This window comes from Agrobacterium sp. 22-3639C2 (genome assembly GCF_053522105.1).
Genome location: NZ_JBNWDB010000002.1, coordinates 962171 through 985970 on the forward strand (window position 1 = coordinate 962171; position 23800 = coordinate 985970).

Below are 23800 nucleotides of genomic sequence, written 5' to 3' on the forward strand. Positions count from 1 at the left end.
GGTAGCAGCTCGGGTGAGCCTTGTTCATTAAATCCAGGCGAAGCCTTCGCCGGTCGCCGCCAGCCGGGCAGCAAAAATTCCGGCCTGTGACCTGCCCACTGACGGGCCTCACGTCAAGTCGTTTCCGTCGATCGGGGGTTATTCCGTTGGCTTGTTCTGCTCAAAGGCAGCTTTCTGGGCGTCGCTCGCCTCCGCCTGATATTTTTCCTTCCACTCCTCATAGGGCATTCCGTAGACGATTTCCCGGGATTGCTCCTTGGTGAGTGCAACGCCGGCCTCGTTAGCGGCATCCCCATACCAGTTGGAAAGGCAATTGCGGCAAAAGCCCGCGAGATTCATCAGGTCGATGTTCTGCACATCGTGACGCTCGCGAAGATGCTCGACGAGACGGCGAAATGCGGCGGCCTCGAATTCAATCTGCTGTTTGTCATTCGGTGTCGTCATGGGGCAGCTCCAGGCTCAGTAGGGGCCGGTGCGAGAGGTGAACAGCTCATATTCATGCAAAATGGGATCGTCGTTCATTGCGGCGAAAATGGGAGCGAGCCGGTCCGACCATTCGGCAATCCCTTCCTCATCCGCGATCAAATCCTGCCGAACTTCAAGAAGCGCATGCGGTATGCCCTTCATCATGCAATGGCGATACATTGTATCGCCCTTCAGCGCCCCGTCATAGGGTTCGTTGTCACCAACGAGAATGTCGCCGGTCGCGCGCAGATGCGCCAGAAGCGGATCGACCGCACGATTATCCGTGTCCCACAGAACCGCCGCATGCCAGGGACGCGGTGTTTCTTTCCAGAACGGCGTGTACGAATGCAGCGACAGAACAAGCGGCGCTTCCCCCGACGACTGCGCTACACCGGTGAGCACGCGATCGACGGCATTGTGATAGGGACGATGAAAAAACTCGATCCGTCTTTGCCATTCATCATCCGAAATCGGGTGGTTGCCGGGGATGATCGCCCCGTCCGAAATCTTCATGATAAGGGTCGGATCGTCCTCGCCGCGATTGGGGTCGATCAGGAGGCGCGAAAATCGTCCAAGCACGGCCGGCACGCCGAGGCGGGCCGCAAGAGAGCGCGTCAGCCCTTCAATGCCAATATCAAATGCGATGTGACGATGAAAAGCGGTTTGCGGAAGGCCAAGTTTGCCGTAGTGTGCCGGCAGGAGGTTCATGGCATGGTCCGCCAGAAGAACCATGCCTTTGTCATAATCGCCTTCTATGATTTCATAGGGTATGAAGTCGTTCATCGATAATTTTCTGGGGCAGGATTGAGGAGAAAAGCTTGATGGCATGGCTTGAGGCCGGGCGCAAGTTTCGGCGACAGAACAGCCATCTACCTTATCGCACTCACGATCCCACGAACAATATAATCGATTAAACTCGCGTTGACTTTCTTTGGCGGCCACGCCAAGAAGTGTGTTCATTATAACCATGGAATCCGGATGGAAGCCGTGACTCAGTCATCTCTCGCTCTTCCTCGCCACTTTCGGCATCTTGCCCGTCTTTTCTCCGCAGCGGCATTGTTTCTGACCCCGTTTGTCTTCGTGGAGGCCGCGCATGCGGATTTCCGCGTCTGCAACAGCACGCAAAACCTCGTGGGGGTCGCAATCGGCTACCGGGCGCAGGACGGCTGGGTCAGTGAAGGTTGGTGGCAGGTCCCCTCCTCTACCTGCGCAACGCTGATAGAGGGTGAGTTGCAGTCGCGTTATTATTATCTTTATGCCGAGGACGCCGCTCACGGCGGCCGCTGGACCGGTGACGTCAACATGTGCGTGGCGGAAAACGAGTTCAAAATCGCCGGCGTAGACGATTGTTATGCCCGCAGCTTCCAGAGAATGGGTTTCAAGGAATATGACACGGGCAGACAGGGCAGCTGGATGGTCCAGCTTTCCGATACGCCAGGCACACAGGGAAATCAAAACTGATGAAGCGTAACCGCAAAGTCAAAATTCTTGCAACTCTCGGCCCCGCCTCTTCCGACGAGGCAATGATCGAAAAGCTGCATCTGGCCGGCGCCGATCTCTTCCGCATCAACATGAGCCATGCGAGCCACGACGTGATGCGGACGCTGATTGAGCGTATTCGCTCCGTCGAAAGCCGTAACGGCCGTCCCATCGGCATTCTGGCCGACTTGCAGGGTCCCAAGCTGCGCGTCGGTAAATTTGCCGAGACCAAGGTTGATCTCGTTCCCGGCCAGACGTTTACGCTGGACAATAACGATACGCCCGGCGACAACACCCGCGTTTTCCTGCCGCATCCTGAAATTCTCGAAGCGGTCAAGCCTGGCCACCGCCTGCTGATCGATGACGGCAAGCTGCATCTGCGCGCTGAGAAGAGCGACGGCAAGAGCATCGTCACCACTGTTGTTTCGGGCACCCGGATTTCCGACCGCAAGGGCATTAGCCTGCCCGACACCCTGCTCGGCGTCGGCGTTCTGACCGACAAGGACCGCGTCGACCTCGACGCCGTTCTTGCAACCAACGAAGTGGACTGGGTTGCCCTTTCCTTCGTTCAGCGCCCGGAAGACCTGGCCGAAGTGCGCAAGATTTCGCGCGGTCGCGTTGGCCTGATGTCCAAGATCGAGAAGCCGCAGGCTATTGAGCGCATCGAAGAAATCATCGAGCTTTCCGACGCATTGATGGTCGCACGCGGCGATCTCGGCGTGGAAATGCCGCTGGAAGCAGTTCCGGGCATCCAGAAACAGCTGACCCGCGCCTGCCGTCGTGCCGGCAAGCCGGTTGTCGTTGCCACACAGATGCTGGAATCGATGATCACAGCTCCGGTTCCGACCCGTGCGGAAGTTTCGGACGTTGCGACTGCCGTATTCGAAGGCGCCGACGCCATCATGCTCTCGGCCGAGTCCGCTTCCGGCGATTATCCGATCGAAGCCGTATCGACCATGGCATCCATCGCCAGCACGGTGGAACAGGACCCCTATTATTCCAACATCATCTACGCGCAGCGCCCACAGCCGGAAGCGACGGGTGCAGACGCCATTTCGCTTGCTGCCCGCCAGATTGCCGAAACGTTGAAGCTCGCCGCGATCGTCACCTACACCTCGTCCGGCACAACGGGTCTGCGCGCCGCGCGCGAGCGGCCACAGGTTCCGATCATTGCGCTTTCGCCGATCATCCAGACCGCACGCCGCCTGTCGGTCGTCTGGGGCCTGCATTGCGTGGTTACCGGTGACGCCAGCGATCTGGACGATATGGTGAACCGCGCTTGTCGCATCGTCGTGTCCGAAGGTTTCGGCAAGCCGGGCGACCGCATCATCATCTCCGCCGGCGTGCCGCTCGGCACCCCGGGCGCGACCAACATGGTGCGCATCGCCTATATCGGTTCGGACGGCCAGAGCGGCGTCTGATATCGCGATATCAAGCATAATAAAAAACCCGCCGTCACCGGCGGGTTTTTTGTTGGCCTTTCGGCCGCATTGCAGAAAGCGGGGCTCAGTGCATCTTCACCGGCGTGCTGAAACGGCTGGACTCGATCGCCGCTGCACCGGGCTTGAAGCTAGCCGATGTGGCGGAAGCCGACATGTCGTGGCTGAGCATACGGTTGGCGACGACGCGCGGCGCCTTCACCGAACGGCCGGTCGAGCCCTTGTTCTGGTTGAGCGCCCAGTCAGAGATCAGATCCTGCGTCAGACGACCACCGCCGACCATGGCCTGATGGGAAACGGCGGCATCCTGCCTGCTCGGGCGTGAGCCCTTGGTCGGTAAGCCGGCCGTCAGCCCACCATTGATGGAAGGTTTCAGATCAAAGGCGTCACCGAAACCTGCCTCTGGCTCAGCCTTAGCCGTTTCGGCGGGCGCGACTGTAACCTTGTGGTTGACGGCAGCCGGGAACGGCGCGGCTGTCGGCACGGTAGCGGAATTGATCTGCGAACGGGCGGCCTGACCGCTCTGTTCCAGAGCAGCAACCACAGTCGGCGAAAGCGTATCTTTCCGCTCTTCGGCGAGATCTTCGTCGCCTTCCGGATCAGCATTGGCCTGTGCCAGCAGGGCTTCCGCCACAGCCGGACGATTGGCCGGCACCGGAATAGACGCAAGTTCGCCCGTCGCTGCGGGTGTCGCACCATCTGCGGATGCGGTCAGGATCGATCCTTCAGCGTCGCCACGCATGCCACGCGGCCCAAGAAGCGTCGGCACAGGCACGGATACCTCAGCCAGATCGGCAAACTGCTGACGCTCGGCCGGAGCAGAGGTTGGCGTCGGTGTTGTCGCAGCCTGGAGTGCATCCTGCGCCGCATTACGGGCTGGAGAATAAAGCGCGGTGGCAAGGCCCGTATTGGCCGGAGGCTGGTTGCCGAAAGCTGGACGTGCAATGGGCAGCGGCGCAGTGCTCACACCGGGAAGCGGTTGGGCGGAAGCAACGGCGATCGTCGGTTCTGGCTCAGGTGCAGCAGGCGGTGGCGTTGCAGGGCGAGCGACAGCCGGACGTTCTGCGGGCTGCGGCGTAGCGATGCTATCGGGATCTTCATCCTCGTCGCCTCCGCCAAAGAGCGCCTGCAACAGTGTCTTGCGCTTGCCGCCACCACCGGAGGACGCAGGGCCGGCACCGGCGCTGGAAGCAACCTGAATGGAAGAGGAATTGACGCGCTTCTTGTAGTCAGCCAAGGCCTGTTCATAACCGGGAAGCGGATTGCCATCGGAAGGAACGTGCAGCGTATTGCCCTTGGGGAAGATACGCACGAGTTCCTGACGGCTCATGCGCGGCCAGGCACGAACGCCGCCGACATCCATGTGCACGAAGGGAGAACCCGAGGTCGGGTAGAAACCTACGCCGCCAATCTGCATCTGCATGCCGATTTCGCGCAGTGTGGAAAGCTTCACGCCCGGAATGTAGAAATCCATTGCCTTGCCGAGCATATGCTGGCTTTTTTCCGCCACGCCCTTGGTGCGCGTGCGCAGGAGGCCGTTAGTCTCAGGCGAACGGAAGGCCGACACAACGTTGATGTAATCGGTCGCGCCACTGCGGCGGTAGACTTCCCAGACAAGATCGAAAAGACGCGGATCCATCCGCGTCGGCTGGTTACGACGCCAGTCACGCAAAAAGCGGTTCAGCTCCTGCAGACCCTTCTGGTCGTATTTTCCGTTGCGCTTGAAGGTTATGACCGCCTTCTCGCGTGTATGGATATAATACAGTTTGAGACTGCGCGTTTCGGCGAAAGCTTCCGTCGCCGAGACACCTGCGAATGGCATTGCGGCGAGCATCAAGCAGGCAAAAGTGACAGCGCGTGCCGACAGCTTCGTGCATATATCCTTGATCAAGCCGCGCGCGATCTTGGTCGACAGCGCGATATTTCGATGCAGATATGGCAATTCGATCCCCGCCTGGAAGACAATTTCTGTCACATTGCCTCAAATGAACGTCAAATACGGTGACACGATGGCAAAATTGCCACACAGATGCAACCTTCCTCTATATAGTGAATCAGCCACTAACAAGAGGTTTATAGACGGTAAGCGGATATCCTTGCTCAGAAGTTAACGAATCTTGCTATCTGCCGTCGAACAGGCGGTTTGTGCAATCAGGCCGCATCCCGCAACGGATCGTCCGGATCAATGCCATAGTCCTTCAGCTTGCGATAAAGCGTCGAGCGGCCGATACCAAGTTTCCTTGCGACCTGACTCATCTGCCCGCGATAAAAACGAAGGGCAAAACGGATAAGCTCCTCTTCGATCTCGGCCAGCTTCCTGATATTGCCTGAGTCGTCCATGCTGGAGATCAGGTTTCCTCCCCGGTATATCGTGGTGGAAATATCTGACGCCTCATCCAGAATGGCGTGACTTTCGGCGACCGGCGGCGGCGGAGAATATGCGGCGAGTTTCAGCGACGATCCAGACGGCGACCGGATCGACTCACCCGCATCGTCCCCACCTGCGAATTCTGGCAATTGCAGCGCGATTTGCGGAAAATCGGAATCAGCCAGTTCCTCGCCCTGCGACAGCACGACGGCGCGGAAGACCGCATTTTCAAGCTGGCGGATATTGCCCGGCCAGTCATAGGCCGTTAGCAGTGCCAGCGCGCTAGCATCGAGGCCGACGGGATTTGGCAATTTCTGTTCCACCGAAAAACGCTCCGCGAACACCCGTGCCAGATGGGGAATATCCTCCTTGCGCCGGCGCAACGCCGGAATGGTGATAGGAAAGACGTTGAGGCGATAATACAGGTCCTCGCGGAAGCGGCCTTCCTTCACCTCTTCGATGAGATTCTTGTTGGTGGCGGAAATCAGGCGGACATTCACCTTCTGCACACGCGCGGAACCGACAGTTTCGATTTCGCCCTGCTGAACCGCCCGCAGTAGCTTTACCTGCACGTCGAGCGGCAGATCACCGATTTCATCGAGGAACAGCGTTCCGCCATCGGCTTCCATGAACTTGCCAACGTGTTTTTCCGTGGCTCCGGTAAAAGCGCCCTTCTCGTGACCGAAAAGAATACTCTCCACCAGATTGTGCGGGATAGCGCCGCAATTGACGGTGATGAATGGTTTGTTCGCCCTGTCGCCAGCCGACTGGATTGCACGGGCGACCATTTCCTTGCCGACGCCGGATTCGCCTTCCAGTACCACGGGAATGCTGGACTGGGCGGCGCGCTGCGCCAGTTCTATCACCCTCAGCATGGCCGGGCTTGCGGAAACGATATCAGTAAAATTCACGGCATTGCTCCGTCCGCGCCTGCCCGTGCGGGCCTTTGCCTCTCTCCTGTCGAGCTTGAGGGCATTGGAGATGGCGGCGCCGATCCGTTCCGGCGAGACCGGCTTGACGACGAAATCGAAGGCGCCGGCGCGCATGGCCTGCACGACGGTATCGATGCCGCCCTGCCCCGTCTGGACGATGACCGGGACGTCGGTGCCGAGTTCGCCAACGGCTTTCAGGAAGGCGAGGCCATCCATTTCCGGCATCATCAGGTCGAGGACGACAACATTGATCTCGCCGCTATATTGCTTGAGCAGCTCCAGCCCCGCCCTGCCGTTTTCTGCAAGCAAGGCCAGATGCCCATAACGTTCCACCGCATTTTTGAGCAGGCGGCGCTGGACGGGATCATCGTCTATCACGAGAACATGCGCGGTCATTTTTGGCTCCGGTTTCCGGTTTATGGACCTGCGTCATGCGGTCCCTTGTGGCGCACTCTGGCACGGGAGATTTGAACATCCAGTTTTGAGATTTGCTTGCATTTTATCCATTGCTGCGGGAAACAAAGGCCCCATATGCTGCGCAGGCATAACGACAAGGACGCGTTCGATGACCCTCAATCGCCCAACACCGCACCCCGTATTTTCGCTTGCCGAAACCTCCGGCCCTGCCCTTGGCGACCTGCCCGGCTGGAAACTCTCGGATCTCTATCCCTCGGGCGATTCGCCGGAATACAAGGGCGACATTGAGAAGGCGGCGGCGCTGGCGGCGGCTTTCGAGGATAAATGGAAGGGCAAGCTTGAAGACGCTGCAAAGGCGACGGGCGCCAACGGCATCGGCGCTGCTCTCAAGGAATATGAAGCGTTGGACGATCTTATCGGCCGCATCGGTTCCTTTGCGGGGCTGACGTATTTTTCAGATACCTCCAACCCGGCAAACGGCAAGCTTTACGGCGACGCCCAGGCGAAACTGACGGATATTTCCGCCCATCTGCTGTTCTTTACGCTTGAACTGAACCGCATCGACGACGCCGTAATGGATGCCTGCATGGCAAACGATGCCTTAGCTGGGCACTACAGGCCGTGGCTGGTGGATTTGCGTAAGGACAAGCCGCACCAGCTCGATGACCAGCTCGAACAGCTATTCCTCGAAAAATCGATGACGAGTGCCAGCGCGTTCAACCGCCTGTTCGATGAGACGATGGCCGACCTGCGCTTCGACATAGACGGCGCAAGCCTTTCGCTGGAAGTAACGCTCAATATGCTTCAGGAGCCGGAGCCGGAAACTCGCAAGAAGGCAGCGCAGGCGCTCAGCACCACCTTCACCAATAATCTGCGGGTCTTCACCCTCATCACCAACACACTGGCCAAGGACAAGGATATTTCCGACCGCTGGCGCAAGTTCGAAGACATCGCCGACAGCCGCCATCTGGCAAACCGTGTGGAGCGCGAGGTCGTAGACGCTCTGGCTGCCGCCGTGAAAAACGCCTATCCGCGCCTTTCGCATCGTTATTACGCCATGAAGGCGAAATGGCTCGGCATGGAACAGATGAACTACTGGGACCGCAACGCGCCGCTTCCCGATACATCGAATACGATAATTCCCTGGGATGAGGCGAAGGACACCGTGCTGTCCGCCTATGGTGATTTTGCGCCGGAGATGGCCGATATTGCCCGCCGGTTCTTCGATGAGCAATGGATCGACGCCCCCGCCCGGCCCGGCAAGGCGCCGGGCGCCTTCGCGCATCCGACCGTGCCTTCGGCCCATCCTTATGTCCTCGTCAACTATCTCGGCAAACCGCGCGACGTGATGACGCTTGCCCATGAGCTTGGCCACGGCGTGCACCAGGTGCTGGCCGGCGACCAAGGCGCGCTGATGTGCGCGACGCCGCTGACGCTTGCCGAAACTGCCTCCGTTTTCGGAGAAATGCTGACCTTCCGCAAATTGCTTGACGACACGAAGGACGTCAGGGAACGCAAGGCCATGCTCGCCCGCAAGGTCGAGGACATGATCAACACGGTCGTGCGACAGATCGCGTTTTATGAATTCGAACGCAAGCTGCACACCGCCCGCAAGCAGGGTGAGTTGACCTCCGAACAGATCGGTGAATTGTGGCTTTCCATTCAGGCCGAGAGCCTCGGCCCGGCGATCAAGATTTCCGAAGGGTATGAGACCTGGTGGACCTACATCCCCCATTTCATCCACTCTCCCTTCTATGTTTATGCCTATGCCTTCGGTGATTGCCTGGTGAACTCGCTGTATGCCGTTTACCAGAAGGCCGAGACCGGCTTTCAGGAGAAATATTTCGAGCTTTTGAAAGCAGGCGGCACCAAGCACCATTCGGAACTTCTGAAACCATTCGGCCTCGATGCGACAGACCCTTCCTTCTGGGACAAGGGTCTTGCCATGATCGAAGGGCTGATCGACGAACTGGAAGCGCTTGACAGCAAACAGGCCTGATTGCCTCCGAAAAATACCGATGACAGGCGACGAGCAAAGGCAATGAAACGCAAACCCGCCGATCTGACCTTGAGAGAAACGCTGCGCTGGGAGCCGCAATCGGGTTTTCAGCGCATTGACCAGCATATGCGCCGGTTATTGCGCTCAGCCGATGCGCTCGGTTTCCGAGCACCGGTCAACGCGGTTCAGGTACTGGAGAAGAAGGTGGGCGGCGAAAGTCCGCTCTGCGTGAAGCTGGTCATGAACTACAAGGGTGAGCTCGATATCGAAACGGCCGAGTTTCGGCCGTTGCAGGAGGGAACCGTCTGGCGGATCCGCATCGCGACGCAAACCAGGCTTGATTCCACCGACACCTTCTATCGCCACAAATCATCGCGCCGGGAACCCTATGATGCCGCCCGCGCCGAATTTTCAGCCGGGGATGCAGACGAGGTTCTGCTGCTCAACGAGCGCGGCGAGTTGTGCGAGGGATCATCGACCAGCATCTTCGTCGAAATGCCGGACGGGCAATTGCTGACGCCGCCGCTCGACAGCGGTATTCTGCCGGGCGTTCTGCGTGCCGATCTCATCCGCCAGCGCAAGGCACGCGGGCAGGCATTGAAGCCGGAGGATATTGCCGGTCGACGGCTGTTCGTGGGAAATTCGCTGCATGGGCTGATTGCGGCGGAGCTGGTCTAAACCGTCACCGCCAAAAGCCGGTCGCGGCCCTTTTCCTTGGCAGCGTAAAGCGCCTGATCGGCGCGCATGAAAACATCGTCGGCACTTTCTGCCATCCGATAGGTCGTCATTCCAGCGGAACAGCTATAGGAAAAATCCGGAAACTCGGCCAGAGGTCTGGAAAGACGCACCTTTTGCAGTAGCCGCTCGACGATCTCCCGGCTCTCAACAACCGAACTGCGCGGCAGGATGAGCATGAATTCCTCACCGCCGATCCTGCCAAAACAATCCACCCGCCGGACGACGGAATGGGCGATCCCGACAAAATCGCGCAGCACCGCATCGCCGCATTTGTGGCCGAAACGATCATTGATGTGCTTGAAAAAGTCGATGTCGAGCGTGCAAAGGCAAAAGGGTGCTTCAAGCCCCTTGCCGACCCGCTCCACCTGTAGCGCGAGTTTGGCGAAAACAAAACGCCGGTTCGCCGTTCCCGTCAATTCGTCGGTCTGCGAGGCGCGCACCGCCAGATCCCGGTCCTGCCGCAGGGTTCTGTAGCCCTGGCGCAATTCGGTGACATCGCTTGCGACACACAGCATCCAGCCATCCTGCTGCACCGTCTCCGTCATCCAGAACCAGCGGCCGTCATACATGTCCATCTCGAAGGCACGATACGGCAGCTTGCCGCGCCGGGACTGCGCCGACAAAAGCCAGCCCTCGAAATCGCTGTTTCTGACGACCACGCCGGTTCGCAGACGGTGGTTCAAGCGCATGATTTCCGCCCAGGTCGAAAAATCATCGTCGGCAAGCTGAAAGCTCTGCCGAAACGACGGGTTGGCATGCCGCAACCGGTCTTCGGAATCGTAAAGTGCAATAAGAACGGGGGTGGCGCTCTGAAGCGCTGCGACACGCTCGATAAGACTATTCAACAGGCAACACTCCTGTGATGACGAAAAGCCCCCTTTTCGTCATCTTGCAAAAGCCCCCAAGCCCTAGGGCATATACACGAAAAGAAGAACTTGATTATAAACGTAGTCTCTAAAATGCGAAGGGGAAGAATGCGGTCGGAAGGTCTCGACTTCAATCTCGCCGGATCGCAACCGCGCAGAACGGGATCACCACACACCAACCCGTCACAACTTTCGCATCCCGGGCTTGCGCCACCGTCATATGTCCGTCATGCACCTGCCCTTTATTGTGGCACGCTTTTATGATCTAGCTTACTTATTGGCTTAAAAAGGAAAAATGACGAATGACGGACGCAAACCATCCGATTTACGGCGATATTGACGGCCCCATCATCATGATCGGCTTCGGCTCCATCGGGCGCGGCACTCTTCCGTTGATCGAACGTCATTTCAACTTCGACAAGACCAGGCTCGTCGTCATCGACCCGCGCGAGGATATCGCAGCGTATCTGGCCGAGAGAAACATTCGCCATATCCGTACGCATCTGACCAAAGAAAACTACAAGGAGGTGCTCAAGCCACTCCTTAAAGGGGTTCAGGGTCAGGGCTTCTGCGTCAATCTTTCGGTCGATGCCGCATCCGTCGATCTGATGAGGCTCTGCCGCAAACATGGCATGCTCTACATCGACACCGTAGTGGAGCCGTGGCCCGGCTTTTACTTCGATGCAGACGCCGACAATGCCTCCCGTACCAATTATTCGCTGCGCGAGACCATGCTGAAAGAAAAGGCTCGGAAACCGGGCGGCACAACGGCCGTTTCCACCTGCGGCGCAAATCCCGGCATGGTGTCCTGGTTCGTAAAACAGGCGCTGGTCAATCTCGCCAAGGATAGCGGTCTCGACATCGAAGAGCCGCGACCGCATGACCAGCAGGCATGGGCAAAGCTCATGCAGCAGCTCGGCGTCAAGGGCGTGCATGTGGCAGAGCGCGATACGCAGCGGGCAAAAAATCCCAAGCCATTCGGCGCATTCTGGAACACCTGGTCCGTCGAGGGTTTTATCGCCGAAGGTTTTCAGCCCGCCGAACTCGGCTGGGGAACGCATGAAAACTGGATGCCAAAAAACGCGAAAAAACAAAAAAAGGGCAGCAAGGCAGCGATCTATCTCGATCAGCCCGGCGCCAATACGCGGGTACGGACATGGTGTCCCGGACAAGGGCCGCAATATGGATTTCTGGTCACCCACAACGAGGCGATCTCGATTTCCGACTATTTCACCGTCCGCAATGACGATGGCGATCTGATCTACCGGCCCACCTGTCACTATGCCTACCACCCCTGCAACGACGCCGTCCTTTCCCTGCACGAACTTTTCGGTAATGGCGGCACGCCGCAGCCGATCCAGCATGTGCTTGGCGAAGACGAGCTTGTCGATGGTGCCGACGAGCTGGGTGTTCTTCTCTACGGCCATGACAAAAATGCCTATTGGTATGGCTCGCGGCTAACCTTGCAGGAGGCACGGGCGCTCGCCCCCAGCCAGAACGCGACCGGATTGCAGGTCAGCTCCGCGGTACTGGCCGGAATGGTCTGGGCGCTGGAAAATCCGCAAGCCGGCATCGTCGAGGCGGATGAAATGGATTATCGCCGTTGCCTTGAGGTGCAGCGTCCCTATCTTGGACCGGTCGAAGGACATTACACGGACTGGACGCCGCTCGACGGTCGCCCGGGACTGTTTCCAGACAATATCGACACCTCGGATCCCTGGCAGTTCCGCAACATCCTCGTGCGCTGAGGGCATGGCGTCTCATATTTGTCACGCAGGTGTTTTCATGACGGATGTCAGGAACCCGGGAGAGCAAACAACGTTGCCTTGAAATAAATAACGCTTCACGGCATGGTCGAAACATCAGGGTTTCATCGAATCGCAGGAGAACAGGCTCATGAACTTCAAGACAAGCGCTGCTTTGCTTTGTGCCGCAATCGCGGTGTCTTCATGCGTTGCGCCGGGTCCCTCCCAGCAGACGTCGATGGCACCCTCGCTTGCCCGCGGCCCGGCCGTGGATGGCCGCTGGATCGACCGCAACGGCATCGTATCGACATTCCAGAACGGTGCTTTCTCCACCCGTTCGACCGATACCAACACGCTTCTCGCATCCGGCACCTATGTTACGATTTCGCCGACGCTCTATGAGATCAACATGACGTCATTGGTGCGCAACACGCAATCGCGCGTCAACTGCGCGCTCGTCTCCCCGTCGCAACTGAATTGCACGACAGACAGCAACAGCCAGTTCTCGCTAACGCGTCAGGGCTGATAACACAGACTTTTCAATGGCATGAGCTTTTAAAACGCACGCCTCAAGCGTGCGTTTTGCTTTATTGCGCCACTGTCACAATTTCCGCTTGCGGCAGCTGCCGCTAAATGGAAACATCGCGCTTTGAAAGACTGACATACTTTCAGACTAGAGAATGAGCACGGCCTGATGATGATCGACCGGCCAAGGCTTCCGCTTTGAACAGGAGAGAGGGACCATGAAGAAAATTTTGAGACTGAGTATGCTGAGCGTTTCCGCGATAACGCTTTCAGCCGGAGCGGCTCTGGCCGACTACGAACTCAACATTCTTCACATTAACGATTTTCACTCCCGTATCGAATCGATCAATAAATTCGACTCGACCTGCTCAGCGGAAGAGGAAGGCAAAAACGAATGCTTTGGCGGCGCCGCGCGCCTCTTGACCGCAATCAACCAGACAAGGGACGCGCTCAAGGCTCAAGGCAAGAACGTTCTCCTGCTCAATGCCGGCGACAATTTTCAAGGCTCGCTGTTCTACACCACCTACAAGGGTACCGTTGAAGCCGAAGTGCTGAACGCCATGAAGTTCGACGCCATGACCGTCGGCAACCATGAATTCGACGATAGCGAAGACGGGCTTGCGGGCTTCCTCGACAAGGTTCAGTTTCCGGTCGTGACCGCCAATGTGGTTGCCAGCGCCGCCTCGAAAATCGGCGATCGCGTCAAGCCGTCCATCGTCCTTGAAGTCGGCGGCCAGAAAATCGGTATTGTCGGCGCTGTCGCCAACGACACGGCGGAACTTGCGACCCCCGGCCCCAACATCACCATTGCGGAAGATGTCGCGAAAATCAGCGAACAGGTGCAGAAGCTGAAAGGCGAGGGTGTCAACAAGATCATTGCCCTGACCCATGTCGGATATCCGCGCGACCTCGAATTCATCGCGAAAATCCCGGATGTGGACGTCGTTGTCGGCGGCCACTCGCATACGTTGCTCTCCAACACCGATCAGAAGGCCGAAGGGCCTTATCCGACACTCGTCGACAATCCCGGCGGCTACAAGGTTCCGGTCGTTCAGGCAGGGCAATACAGCAAATACCTGGGTGACCTGCGCGTCGTCTTCGATGACAGCGGCGTGGTCAAGGAAAGCAAGGGCGATCCGATCCTGATCGATTCATCCTTCAAACCCGACGAAGCAACGCTCAAGCGTATCGATGAACTGAAAGCACCAATCGAGGCGTTGAAATCGAAGGTCGTCGGCACTTCGGAAGGCCCGATCGAAGGTGACCGCAAGGTTTGCCGCGTCAAAGAATGCTCTATGGGTAATCTGGTAGCGGATGCGACCCTGGCCCGCGTCAAGGATCAGGGCGTCACCATCGCTTTCGCAAATAGCGGTGGCCTGCGCTCCTCCATCGATAGCGGCGATGTCTCGATGGGCGAAGTCCTGACGGTTCTGCCGTTCCAGAACACGGTCGCGACTTTCCAGCTGAAGGGCGAGGATATTCGCGCTGCCCTCGAAAACGGCGTCAGCCAGATCGACGATGGCGCAGGTCGTTTCATGCAGGTTTCAGGCATGAAATATTCCTTCGACCGCTCCAAGCCGGCCGGCAGCCGTGTTACTGCGGTCGAGGTCAAGGAGGGCGACGCTTTCGTGCCTCTCGACCCGGCAAAGACCTACACTGTTGCGGCGAATAATTACGTTCGCACCGGCGGCGATGGCTTCAAGGTATTCGCGACCAAGGCGATCAACGCCTATGACTTCGGCCCCAACCTCGAAGAGGCTGTAGCTGCATATATTACGGCCAACAGCCCCTATAAGCCCTTCACGGACGGCCGCATCACTGAAGTGACGCCTGCCGGTTATGTAGCTCCGGCAAAGCCCGCTGCACCAGCGCCTGCCGCAACAGCACCGGCGGCAACTGCAACCGCTCCGGCCGCCACACCGGCCCCGGCTCCCACAGCACCTGCCGCGACCGCACCTGCCACCACCACGCCGGCAGCGGCCGCGGCTGCCGCCAGCAAATATGTTGTCGCAAAGGGCGATTCGCTCTGGAAGATCGCGGCGGAGAAGTATGGCGACGGTGCCCTTTGGACCAGGATTGCCAAGGCAAACACGCTGAAGCATCCGAACCATATCGAGATCGGCGAGGAACTGGAGGTTCCGGCTCAATAAGCCGCGAACACATACAGACAGGGCAATTTGCCGCAGATGGGAAGCCGGCCTCGCACCATGAGGCCGGCTTCTTATTTTCCCTTTAAAAACAGATCATTACAGGCTGCGTTTTATCAAAAGACAATGCGTCCGTTACCGCACCTCGGAAATCACCTCCGCAGGTGGTTCAATCCTTACAAATTTCGTCTAGAACACGTGAACAAATTGACGGCACGAGCATATAGCTTGAGCATTTCCGGCAAAACCGCGTCACGGTTTGCGTCCGGCCATGTATAAAAACAAAAAATGGAGCGTTTCCGCCCTTTATCCCAAACGGAAACGTTCTCACGCAACCAGTACGAGTTCAGGGTGTCATTCATGACGACAGAATTATCCGCACTTCCCGTAGACCATCCCCGCGTAAGATTTGGCAAGGTTGGCGTTCTGCTTGTCAATCTTGGCACGCCGGATGGTACGGACTATTGGCCGATGCGCCGTTATCTGGCGGAATTTCTGAGCGACAAACGCGTGATCGAATGGTCGCGCCTCTACTGGTATCCGATCCTGTACGGCATCGTCCTCAACAAGCGCCCGCAGAAGGTCGGCAAGGCCTATGAGGCAATCTGGAACCGCGATCGCAACGAAAGCTATCTGCGCACCTATACCCGAAGCCAAGGCGAACTGATGGCACAGGCGCTGAAGGATTTGCCGAATGTCGTCGTTGACTGGGCCATGCGCTACGGCCAGCCTTCCATCGCCTCGAAAATCGACGCGCTGAAGGAGCAGGGATGCGAGAAAATCCTGCTATTCCCGCTCTATCCGCAATATGCCGCATCGACCACGGCGACGGTGAACGACAAGGCTTTCGAACATCTGATGAAGCTGCGCTGGCAGCCCGCCATCCGGACCGTTCCGCCCTATCATGACGATCCTGCCTATATCGAGGGGCTTGCCGCCTCCGTCAAAAACCATCTGGCAACGCTGGACTGGGAACCGGAGATGCTGATCACCTCCTTCCACGGCATTCCGCAATCCTACTTCAGGAAGGGCGATCCCTATTATTGCCACTGCCAGAAGACCGCCCGTCTGCTGAAGGAAGCGCTGGGACGGACCGAGAAGAACTTCATGATCACCTTCCAGTCGCGTTTTGGGCCAGAAGAATGGCTGCAGCCCTATACCGACAAGACCATGGAAAAGCTGGCATCCGAGGGCATCAAACGCATCGCCGTCATGAACCCCGGTTTCGTATCGGATTGTCTTGAAACGCTGGAGGAAATTGCCGGTGAGGCCGGAGAAATCTTCCTGCACAATGGCGGCGAGAAATTCACCCACATCCCGTGTCTCAACGACAGCGTAGACGGTATGACAGTTCTCGAAAAGGTTGTACGACAAGAGTTGCAAGGTTGGGTGTAATCTTGCCATAACGATGCGGGTGTAAGATCCCAAAAGGTTGTGGTGCTGGAGGAAGAAGTGATGATTGCATTGGGCGGTTTCGATATCGTCGTCATAGCGGCGGTTGTTTTGGTCATTCTGGTGCTCTTTGCCGGCATCAAGACCGTACCGCAGGGACATCGCTACACGGTTGAACGGTTCGGGCGCTACACCCGCACACTCGAGCCGGGCCTCAACCTCATCGTGCCGTTCTTCGAAAGCATCGGTTCGAAGATGAATGTGATGGAGCAGGTTCTGCATATACCGACACAGGAAGTTATCACCCGCGATAATGCCAGTGTCTCGGCTGATGCCGTCACTTTCTATCAGGTCCTGAATGCCGCACAGGCCGCTTACCAGATTACCAATCTGGAAATGGCGATTGAAAACCTCACCATGACCAACATCCGCTCGGTAATGGGCTCGATGGATCTCGATGAGTTATTGTCGAACCGTGATGCCATCAACGATCGCCTGCTGCGCGTGGTGGACGAGGCGGTGGGACCATGGGGTATCAAGGTCACGCGCATCGAGATAAAAGATATCGCGCCGCCGAAAGATCTCGTCGATTCCATGGCTAGGCAGATGAAGGCGGAGCGTGAAAAACGCGCGCAGGTGCTGGAGGCCGAGGGCGCCCGCAATGCTCAGATTCTGCGCGCAGAGGGCGCAAAACAATCTGCCATTCTCGAGGCGGAAGGCCAGCGCGAAGCGGCGTTCCGCGATGCCGAGGCCCGCGAGCGTCTGGCCGAGGCCGAAGCCAACGCCACCCGCATGGTGTCGGAAGCCATCGCTGCCGGCAATGTCCACGCGATCAATTACTTCGTTGCCCAGAAATATACCGAAGCGCTCTCCAGTATCGGTACCGCCAAAAACTCGAAAATCGTGTTGATGCCGATGGAGGCGTCTGCGTTGATCGGCTCGCTCGGCGGCATAGGGGCAATCGCCCGTGACGTTTTCGGCGACAAGGGCGATGCACCAACGGCGCCTGCCGTCCCCGCATCTTCCCGCTCGGTGCCGCCGTCGCGGCCTTCGGCCCAGGCCATCAACGTGACAATTCCCGGTAATCCCTTCGGCTCTTCATCGGAGAAGTGACGATGCTGCAACGGCTTGCCACGGAACTGGGACCATGGAGCTGGTGGATTGCCGGCTTCATTCTGCTGGCTGCCGAGCTGGTCGCTCCGGGCGTGTTTCTGATCTGGATTGGCATTGCCGCGCTGGTGATCGGCGCGCTCTCCCTGCTGTTCTGGGATGCCGCATTCTGGGCGTGGCAATTGCAACTGGTGCTGTTTGCCGCCCTCTCCATCGCCTTCGCCCTGCTTGGCAGGAAATATTTCGGCAAAAACCGTGAGGCAAGCGACGAACCCTTCCTCAATCAGCGGGAAGCCAGCCTTGTTGGCCGCACAGCGACCCTGCAGGAGCCGGTTGTCGAAGGGCGCGGCCGCATAAGGCTGGACGATACCTGGTGGTCCGTTAACGGTGAGGACATGCCAGCAGGAACACGTGTCAGGATCGCAGCTGCGCGTGGCCGCACCCTGACAATAGAGCCGCTCGACCGCTCATAGCGATCAGGCCACACCGATTCTCAACAGATCGTGGAAATGCACCAGCCCTATCGGCCGGTTATCGTCATCAACGACGATCAGCGCACCGATGTGGAATTTTTCCAGCGTCGCGAGAGCGCTGGTCGCCAGCACCGATTTTTTGACCGTTTTCGGAGTACGGGTCATGATGTCGTCCACCGTCAATTCAGCGAGGTTGCGCGACAGGTTGCGCGCCATATCGCCCTCGGTGACGATGCCACACAGACGGCCATCCTCGTCCAGAATACCGACGCAGCCGAAATGCTTGCGGGAAAGAACACTGACTGCTTCCGGCATGGAAGTTCCCTTGCCGACTAGCGGCACCCGGTCGCCGGTATGCATGATATCGCTGACCAGCGTAAGGCCCGCGCCCAGTTTGCCGCCGGGGTGAAACACCTTGAAATCACCGGCAGTGAAATTGCGTGCTTCCAGAAGCGCAACGGCAAGGGCATCGCCAAGTGCCAGCTGCATCAATGTGGAGGTGGTAGGCGCAAGACCGAGCGGGCAGGCTTCCTGTTCATTGGGAACCAGAAGCACGATATCGGCTGCCTTCGCCAGCGATGCACTCTCCGAACAGGTAAGTGCAATCAGCGGGATGGAGAAACGGCGCGAATAGTTGATGATGCTACGCAGCTCTGAACTTTCACCGCCTTTGGAGATCGCCAGCACCACATCATCGCCGCCGATCATGCCCAGATCGCCATGGTTGGCCTCTGCCGCATGCACGAAAAATGCAGGCGTTCCGGTGGAGGCGAAGGTGGCCGCGAGCTTGGCGCCTATGTGGCCGCTTTTACCAACACCGGTGATGATGAGGCGGCCATTAGACTGGCCGATCGTCTCGATCGCCTTGCAGAAAGGTTCGGAAAGCCCGTTTTTGAGGGCCTCTTCAAGAGCGGCAAGGCCAGCCCTCTCCATCGAAATCGTCCGCACGGCGGATTCAATCGCATTGTCTTCAACCAGTTTCACGGCTCTCGTAATCATGGCCGACTGTTACTATTTCAACTGGAATAAGTCCACTCTACAGCCGAAAATTGCCGCTCTTTAGTGACGCAGGTTCGGCGGAGAAATCTCCTCCATCGTTCCCATCCGCTTGAAAGGGATGTTCTCTTCATCGACCAAATATCGCCCGACTGTCCTAATCCACGAGATAGAGCCGTCATCACGGCGCACAGCATATTCCTGATGGTAAAAGCTGGCGGCCTTGAGCGTCGTGAGCGCAGTTTCGATCACATGATTGCGATGGCCGATATCCACTTTTTCGAGCATCTGGAAAATGCTGATGCCCTGCATCGCCTGCCGCAAAGGAATGCCCAAGAGTTCAGCGCAGACTTCGTCTAGATAGAATCGGTCATTGGTAATATCCCAGCAATAAAAACCGACCTGCTTGACGTTCAAAACGGGATTCATGAAACGACGCTGTGACACAAAATAAAAATCAATTGGATTGCTAAAATAAAACGGATGAGTTCCACCCAATCATAGGGCGATTCCGTATCAAAATGAAACGTTTAAATCTGATCATATTCGAAATATTGGGCATCTCGGCAAATTTTCTTCAGTCGCGGTGCCGAAGCGGCCAGATCGAACTAGGAAGCCCCCCAGCTTTGCCGCAGCCACAGATGTGGTGAAATCCGGGAGGTCTTTATCAACTGTTAACCATAAAAATCCTATTGTTAAAGCGATATTAAAACTTGCGTCGCGTGTCTGGTCTCTGGGTCGTCCACTTCATCCGTCTGCCGCTCATTCGGCTTCAGGAAATGCTGAGACGAACTTTCGATCCGACATCGGCCAAATGCGCCGGGTGAAGAGGAATGATTGTGAAGGGCACCGCCACACGTCTGCCGACGTCGCGGAAAGCAGCAACCCTGCTGCTGCTTGCCTGTACGCTTCTCTACACCCCGGGAACTGTTTTCGCGCAAACAGCGGCCACGCGGCTGCCGGTCGCAGTTCCATCCGGCGATGCAACGCCGACAGAGAACCCCACAACGACAACTGAAAACGAGGCAAGCACGGTGCGAGCAGCACCGCAACAGCAACTATGGCGCCCCTCGAATAATCCGGGCGACCCGATTTCCGAACAGCGGGAAGAAGCGGGCCAGCCTTATGCCGACGCGGAAAACCCATATGAGCCAACGGTAGACGGCGGTGAAAACCCGCAAAGAGCCACCGAACCCGGACAAACCCCCGGTATCCGGCTCGGTACATTCCTGCTGCGGCCTTCGATCAGCCAGACGATCAATACGGAAAAGCAGACGAACACCGGCGGCCCTTCCAGACGTAACTACCTAACGACAGGTATTCGCGGCACACTAACCAGCGACTGGTCCCGCCATGCGCTGACTGTAACAGGCGATGGAGCCTGGGAGAAAAATTTCGGCAGCAAGAATGGTGAAGAGCCGAGGGCGCGGATAGAAGCCGATCTGCGCCTCGATCTCGGCGAAGAAACGACGGCTAATCTCAAGGCGGGTTACGAATTCAGTCGTGAAGGCACTACGGACCCCAACGCTTTGACTGGCGCTGCCGTGCAGGGCGGAGAACACCGTTTCACGACCGGCGCATCGATCCAACGGGATTTCGGCAAGCTGCGCGGGCTAGCGGCGCTCGATCTGTCGCGTACGGTCTACACGGATGCAAAGGGCATAAACGGCCAGCCGATCAGTCTTAGCGATCGCGACCAGAACGGCGCGAACCTGCGCGGCCGTATCGGCTACGAATTGTCACCGGCCCTGATCCCGTTCCTCGAATTGAACGCGGGAACGACCAAATATGACAGGCGCCTGGACAATACCGGTTACGCACGGTCCTCGAATTCCTACGGCGCCAAAATTGGAGCCGAGGTCGATCTTGGCGAGAAGACCCGCGGCGAGGCCGCCATCGGCTATCTACGTAAACAATATGACGACGACCGCATCGCTTCCATCGGCGCGCTGACACTGGACGGCGAACTGAACTGGTCGCCGCAGCGCGGCACCAACGTCAATCTTGGCCTGCGCACGACGATAGAGGATTTCGCCGGCGGACCACAGGGCGGCTGGATTTCCTATCGGCTGGATGCCGGGCTGACCCATGAATTGCGCAGCAATCTGGTCGCGCGGCTGACCGGGCAGATCGTGCACCGGACATTTCCCTCCTCCGATATCGAGGATGCCGTGGAATACACCGCAGGCGCTGGCTTGACCTGGGGGCTGAACCGCTATCTCGATCTGACGGCGGACGTTAGTTATCAGTGGACGCCAATTTATGACAGCAACGAACTGCGCGTCGGCGCGGGGCTTGTCCTGAAACGATAACGTTGCCCCAAACAGAAATCCCGGCGCGAAGGCCGGGATCCCGTTGTCCAGTTGGTAAATTACTTCAGTCCGTCGATAAGAGCCTTGATCGGCTCCTCGATTGCGGGGCGGATGTCAGCGCGTTCGAGCGCGAAAGCAACGTTGGCAAGAATGAAACCGTCCTTGGCGCCGCAATCGAACGTCTGCCCGCGGAAATGATAGCCAGCGAATTCCTGGGACTTGGCAAGCGTCAACATGCCGTCCGTCAGCTGGATTTCGTTGCCGGCGCCCCGTTCCTGATTTTCCAGAATGTCGAAAATCTCAGGCTGAAGGATGTAGCGACCGTTGATGTAGAAATTCGAAGGTGCCGTACCCTTGGCAGGCTTCTCGACCATTTCAGTGATCTTGAAACCCTCGCCCACGGCGTTACCCACGCCGACGATGCCGTATTTATGCGTCTGATCGGGAGCGCATTCCTGCACCGCGATGACGTTGCCGGCGGTCTGGTCATAAAGTTCGACCATGCCCTTGAGGCAGCTTTTCTGTGAATGCATGATCATATCAGGCAGCAGCACGGCGAAAGGTTCGTCGCCGACGATATCACGCGCACACCAGACCGCATGGCCAAGACCAAGCGGCACCTGCTGACGCGTGAAGCTTGCCGTGCCCGCCTTGGGCAGAAGGCCGGCCAGCAATGTAAGCTCGGCATTCTTGTTGCGCTCGCGCAGCATTTGTTCGAGTTCAAATTGAATATCAAAATAATCTTCAATCACCGCCTTGCCGCGGCCGGTGACAAATACAAAATGCTCGATGCCCGCTTCCGCCGCCTCGTCGACGACGTATTGAATGACCGGCTTGTCAACGACAGTGAGCATTTCTTTCGGAACCGCCTTGGTTGCGGGCAGGAAACGCGTACCCAGACCTGCGACCGGAAATACGGCCTTCCGAATTTTCTTATGTTCTACCACATATCCCTCCTGAGAGATAAAACTTGATCACAATCCCCGCACAGTGTTGTTATTTCAAAAATAACAACGTTTTGTAAAGGGTGACGCTACCATCTATTAATGGTAAAGAATTTGTTGACATTCTTTTGTTATGCATGACGACGCCCGATGCGTTTTCGCAATCGAAATGATATTCGAGAGAACGAAAGACTGACGATGACAAAGATGATCCTTTCAAATGTCCGCAAATTCGGCTGCATGATGGTTGCAGGTCTGGCGATCTCGCTGGCCCCCGTCTCGGCCCGGGCCGATGCTGGGTTCAAGCAGTGGATCAACCAGTTCTACGCAACAGCCGCGAAAGAAGGCATTAGCAAGGCGACCTACCAGAAAGCCTTTGCTGGTGTCAGCGAGCCGGATCCGGATGCGCTGCGCAAGGCGACCTTCCAGCCGGAATTCACCACCCAGATCTGGGATTATCTCGATTCCCGCGTCAACCCCTATACGGTGCGCATCGGCCGCGAGATGAAGATGAAGCACGCGACGACGCTCAACTGGATCGAGCGCAACTTCAACGTCGACAAACATATCATTCTCGCCATCTGGTCGATGGAATCGAATTACGGCGCGGTTCTCGAAAAGCCGGAGCGCCTGCACAATATTCCGCAGGCACTGGCCACGCTCGCCTATTCCGACCCCAAACGCGCCAAGTTCGCGCGCACGCAATTGATCGCCGCACTCAAAATCCTGCAGGCAGGCGATGTCACGCCCAAGCAGCTGACGGGTTCCTGGGCGGGGGCAATGGGCCATACCCAGTTCATTCCGACCAGCTACCTGCTCTATGCTGTCGATGCGGACGGCAACGGTAAGCGCGACATCTGGCACTCGGTTCCGGACGCGCTGGCGACGGCCGCCAATCTACTCGCCAAGAATGGCTGGGAACCCGGCCGGACCTGGGGTTACGAAACAGCCGTGCCGCGTGGCGGCGCCCGTTATGAGGGGCAGACGAAGTCCATTGCGGAATGGACCAAGCTTGGCTTTGCCCGCCCGAACGGCAAGAATTTCACCCGCGGCTCCGATCGCGCCATGCTGAAACTGCAGGGTGGGGCAAATGGTCCAGGTTTCCTGATGATGAAAAACTTCTTCACCATCAAGAAATACAACGCATCCGACAGCTATGCGCTGGCCGTTGGCCTGCTTGCTGACGAGATCGCCGGTTATGGCGGCATGCAGCAGAAATGGCCGCGTCCGGACGGCACGCTGGATATTCGTGAAAAATTCGAACTCCAGACCCGCATGAAGGAACTTGGCTATTACGATGGCGAAGTCGATGGCAATTTCGGCTCCGGCTCGAAGGCGGCGATCAGCGCCATCCAGTCGCGCATGGGCCTCGAAACCGACGGTCAGCCGTCGCAGCGATTGCTGAGAGCACTGCGGAATTGATAATATGCCGGTGAATTCGGCGGCGGTCTTC

20 protein-coding genes are annotated in these 23800 nt (G+C 57.7%); 12 read left to right on the forward strand and 8 right to left on the reverse strand.

Annotation, left to right across the window (positions count from 1 at the left end):
• Nucleotides 1–138: 138 nt before the first annotated feature.
• The gene (locus ACQZ6D_RS12115) at nt 139–444 is read right to left on the reverse strand and encodes a DUF1244 domain-containing protein (protein ID WP_035199673.1); all 306 of its coding nucleotides are present in this window, start codon (nt 442–444) and stop codon (nt 139–141) included.
• Nucleotides 445–459: 15 nt separating this feature from the next.
• Entirely contained in the window at nt 460–1248 is a 789-nt protein-coding gene (locus ACQZ6D_RS12120; protein WP_035199675.1) for an N-formylglutamate amidohydrolase, read from the reverse strand.
• A gap of 273 nt (nt 1249–1521) precedes the next feature.
• On the opposite strand from ACQZ6D_RS12120, the gene ACQZ6D_RS12125 reads away from it, so the two are divergent.
• The gene (locus ACQZ6D_RS12125) at nt 1522–1926 is read left to right on the forward strand and encodes a DUF1036 domain-containing protein (RefSeq protein ID WP_370647635.1); all 405 of its coding nucleotides are present in this window, start codon (nt 1522–1524) and stop codon (nt 1924–1926) included.
• A complete protein-coding gene (gene pyk, locus ACQZ6D_RS12130; protein WP_003511440.1) occupies nt 1926–3365 on the forward strand; it encodes a pyruvate kinase in 1440 nt (479 codons plus the stop codon). Before ACQZ6D_RS12125 ends, pyk begins: the two co-directional genes overlap by 1 nt.
• A gap of 85 nt (nt 3366–3450) precedes the next feature.
• Here the strand turns inward: pyk and ACQZ6D_RS12135 are convergent, their stop codons facing one another.
• Nucleotides 3451–5358 (reverse strand): DUF882 domain-containing protein, encoded by a 1908-nt coding sequence (locus tag ACQZ6D_RS12135; RefSeq protein WP_003511441.1) that lies wholly within the window; start codon nt 5356–5358, stop codon nt 3451–3453.
• Between the two features lie 176 nt (nt 5359–5534).
• A complete protein-coding gene (locus ACQZ6D_RS12140) occupies nt 5535–7079 on the reverse strand; it encodes a sigma-54-dependent transcriptional regulator (RefSeq protein ID WP_035199677.1) in 1545 nt (514 codons plus the stop codon).
• Nucleotides 7080–7248: 169 nt separating this feature from the next.
• Between ACQZ6D_RS12140 and ACQZ6D_RS12145 the strand changes: the two genes are divergently transcribed.
• Both ACQZ6D_RS12145 and ACQZ6D_RS12150 read left to right on the forward strand, forming a co-directional pair.
• On the forward strand, nt 7249–9099 hold the full coding sequence (locus ACQZ6D_RS12145) for a M3 family oligoendopeptidase (RefSeq protein ID WP_035199679.1): 1851 nt from the start codon (nt 7249–7251) through the stop codon (nt 9097–9099).
• A gap of 42 nt (nt 9100–9141) precedes the next feature.
• Nucleotides 9142–9777 (forward strand): aminotransferase class IV family protein, encoded by a 636-nt coding sequence (locus tag ACQZ6D_RS12150; protein ID WP_035199681.1) that lies wholly within the window; start codon nt 9142–9144, stop codon nt 9775–9777.
• Here the strand turns inward: ACQZ6D_RS12150 and ACQZ6D_RS12155 are convergent.
• Nucleotides 9774–10682: a sensor domain-containing diguanylate cyclase gene (locus ACQZ6D_RS12155; protein ID WP_003511446.1), complete on the reverse strand. Its 909-nt coding sequence runs from the start codon at nt 10680–10682 to the stop codon at nt 9774–9776. The two genes, ACQZ6D_RS12150 and ACQZ6D_RS12155, sit on opposite strands and share 4 nt — an antisense overlap.
• Before the next feature lie 323 nt (nt 10683–11005).
• Between ACQZ6D_RS12155 and ACQZ6D_RS12160 the strand changes: the two genes are divergently transcribed.
• The 6 genes from ACQZ6D_RS12160 (at nt 11006) to ACQZ6D_RS12185 (ending at nt 18095) form a co-directional block, all read left to right on the forward strand.
• Nucleotides 11006–12451 (forward strand): homospermidine synthase, encoded by a 1446-nt coding sequence (locus ACQZ6D_RS12160; protein WP_019564920.1) that lies wholly within the window; start codon nt 11006–11008, stop codon nt 12449–12451.
• A gap of 148 nt (nt 12452–12599) precedes the next feature.
• Nucleotides 12600–12974 (forward strand): outer membrane lipoprotein Omp10, encoded by a 375-nt coding sequence (gene omp10 / locus ACQZ6D_RS12165; protein WP_003511448.1) that lies wholly within the window; start codon nt 12600–12602, stop codon nt 12972–12974.
• Nucleotides 12975–13191: 217 nt separating this feature from the next.
• A complete protein-coding gene (locus tag ACQZ6D_RS12170; protein ID WP_035199683.1) occupies nt 13192–15123 on the forward strand; it encodes a 5'-nucleotidase C-terminal domain-containing protein in 1932 nt (643 codons plus the stop codon).
• A 357-nt stretch (nt 15124–15480) separates the two neighbouring features.
• Nucleotides 15481–16515, forward strand: coding sequence for a ferrochelatase (hemH, locus tag ACQZ6D_RS12175; protein ID WP_448729957.1), 1035 nt, complete (start codon nt 15481–15483; stop codon nt 16513–16515).
• 60 nt (nt 16516–16575) lie between these two features.
• Nucleotides 16576–17625: an SPFH domain-containing protein gene (locus ACQZ6D_RS12180; RefSeq protein ID WP_013761854.1), complete on the forward strand. Its 1050-nt coding sequence runs from the start codon at nt 16576–16578 to the stop codon at nt 17623–17625.
• Between the two features lie 2 nt (nt 17626–17627).
• Entirely contained in the window at nt 17628–18095 is a 468-nt protein-coding gene (locus tag ACQZ6D_RS12185) for an NfeD family protein (RefSeq protein WP_035199685.1), read from the forward strand.
• Nucleotides 18096–18098: 3 nt separating this feature from the next.
• Here ACQZ6D_RS12185 and ACQZ6D_RS12190 read toward each other — a convergent pair whose 3' ends face one another.
• Nucleotides 18099–19094: a KpsF/GutQ family sugar-phosphate isomerase gene (locus ACQZ6D_RS12190; protein WP_035199687.1), complete on the reverse strand. Its 996-nt coding sequence runs from the start codon at nt 19092–19094 to the stop codon at nt 18099–18101.
• A gap of 60 nt (nt 19095–19154) precedes the next feature.
• Complete coding sequence (locus ACQZ6D_RS12195) at nt 19155–19520, reverse strand: PAS domain-containing protein (protein ID WP_013761857.1); 366 nt, start codon at nt 19518–19520, stop codon at nt 19155–19157.
• Nucleotides 19521–19924: 404 nt separating this feature from the next.
• Between ACQZ6D_RS12195 and uppP the strand changes: the two genes are divergently transcribed.
• A complete protein-coding gene (gene uppP / locus ACQZ6D_RS12200) occupies nt 19925–21403 on the forward strand; it encodes a polysaccharide biosynthesis protein UppP (protein ID WP_065662448.1) in 1479 nt (492 codons plus the stop codon).
• A 59-nt stretch (nt 21404–21462) separates the two neighbouring features.
• Here uppP and galU read toward each other — a convergent pair whose 3' ends face one another.
• Complete coding sequence (gene galU, locus ACQZ6D_RS12205) at nt 21463–22350, reverse strand: UTP--glucose-1-phosphate uridylyltransferase GalU (protein WP_003511458.1); 888 nt, start codon at nt 22348–22350, stop codon at nt 21463–21465.
• 195 nt (nt 22351–22545) lie between these two features.
• On the opposite strand from galU, the gene ACQZ6D_RS12210 reads away from it, so the two are divergent.
• Nucleotides 22546–23769 (forward strand): lytic murein transglycosylase, encoded by a 1224-nt coding sequence (locus ACQZ6D_RS12210; RefSeq protein ID WP_003511460.1) that lies wholly within the window; start codon nt 22546–22548, stop codon nt 23767–23769.
• Nucleotides 23770–23800: the final 31 nt, after the last annotated feature.

What these genes read in the sequence shown, in the direction of transcription:
- ACQZ6D_RS12115 (WP_035199673.1), bottom strand. Translation starts at nt 444, where the DNA reads ATGACGACACCGAATGACAAACAGCAGATTGAATTCGAGGCCGCCGCA.
- ACQZ6D_RS12210 (WP_003511460.1), top strand. Translation starts at nt 22,546, where the DNA reads ATGACAAAGATGATCCTTTCAAATGTCCGCAAATTCGGCTGCATGATG.
- ACQZ6D_RS12190 (WP_035199687.1), bottom strand. Translation starts at nt 19,094, where the DNA reads ATGATTACGAGAGCCGTGAAACTGGTTGAAGACAATGCGATTGAATCC.
- uppP (WP_065662448.1), top strand. Translation starts at nt 19,925, where the DNA reads ATGATTGTGAAGGGCACCGCCACACGTCTGCCGACGTCGCGGAAAGCA.
- ACQZ6D_RS12160 (WP_019564920.1), top strand. Translation starts at nt 11,006, where the DNA reads ATGACGGACGCAAACCATCCGATTTACGGCGATATTGACGGCCCCATC.
- ACQZ6D_RS12170 (WP_035199683.1), top strand. Translation starts at nt 13,192, where the DNA reads ATGAAGAAAATTTTGAGACTGAGTATGCTGAGCGTTTCCGCGATAACG.
- ACQZ6D_RS12145 (WP_035199679.1), top strand. Translation starts at nt 7,249, where the DNA reads ATGACCCTCAATCGCCCAACACCGCACCCCGTATTTTCGCTTGCCGAA.
- ACQZ6D_RS12120 (WP_035199675.1), bottom strand. Translation starts at nt 1,248, where the DNA reads ATGAACGACTTCATACCCTATGAAATCATAGAAGGCGATTATGACAAA.
- omp10 (WP_003511448.1), top strand. Translation starts at nt 12,600, where the DNA reads ATGAACTTCAAGACAAGCGCTGCTTTGCTTTGTGCCGCAATCGCGGTG.
- ACQZ6D_RS12185 (WP_035199685.1), top strand. Translation starts at nt 17,628, where the DNA reads ATGCTGCAACGGCTTGCCACGGAACTGGGACCATGGAGCTGGTGGATT.
- ACQZ6D_RS12195 (WP_013761857.1), bottom strand. Translation starts at nt 19,520, where the DNA reads ATGAATCCCGTTTTGAACGTCAAGCAGGTCGGTTTTTATTGCTGGGAT.
- ACQZ6D_RS12180 (WP_013761854.1), top strand. Translation starts at nt 16,576, where the DNA reads ATGATTGCATTGGGCGGTTTCGATATCGTCGTCATAGCGGCGGTTGTT.
- ACQZ6D_RS12150 (WP_035199681.1), top strand. Translation starts at nt 9,142, where the DNA reads ATGAAACGCAAACCCGCCGATCTGACCTTGAGAGAAACGCTGCGCTGG.
- pyk (WP_003511440.1), top strand. Translation starts at nt 1,926, where the DNA reads ATGAAGCGTAACCGCAAAGTCAAAATTCTTGCAACTCTCGGCCCCGCC.
- ACQZ6D_RS12140 (WP_035199677.1), bottom strand. Translation starts at nt 7,079, where the DNA reads ATGACCGCGCATGTTCTCGTGATAGACGATGATCCCGTCCAGCGCCGC.
- hemH (WP_448729957.1), top strand. Translation starts at nt 15,481, where the DNA reads ATGACGACAGAATTATCCGCACTTCCCGTAGACCATCCCCGCGTAAGA.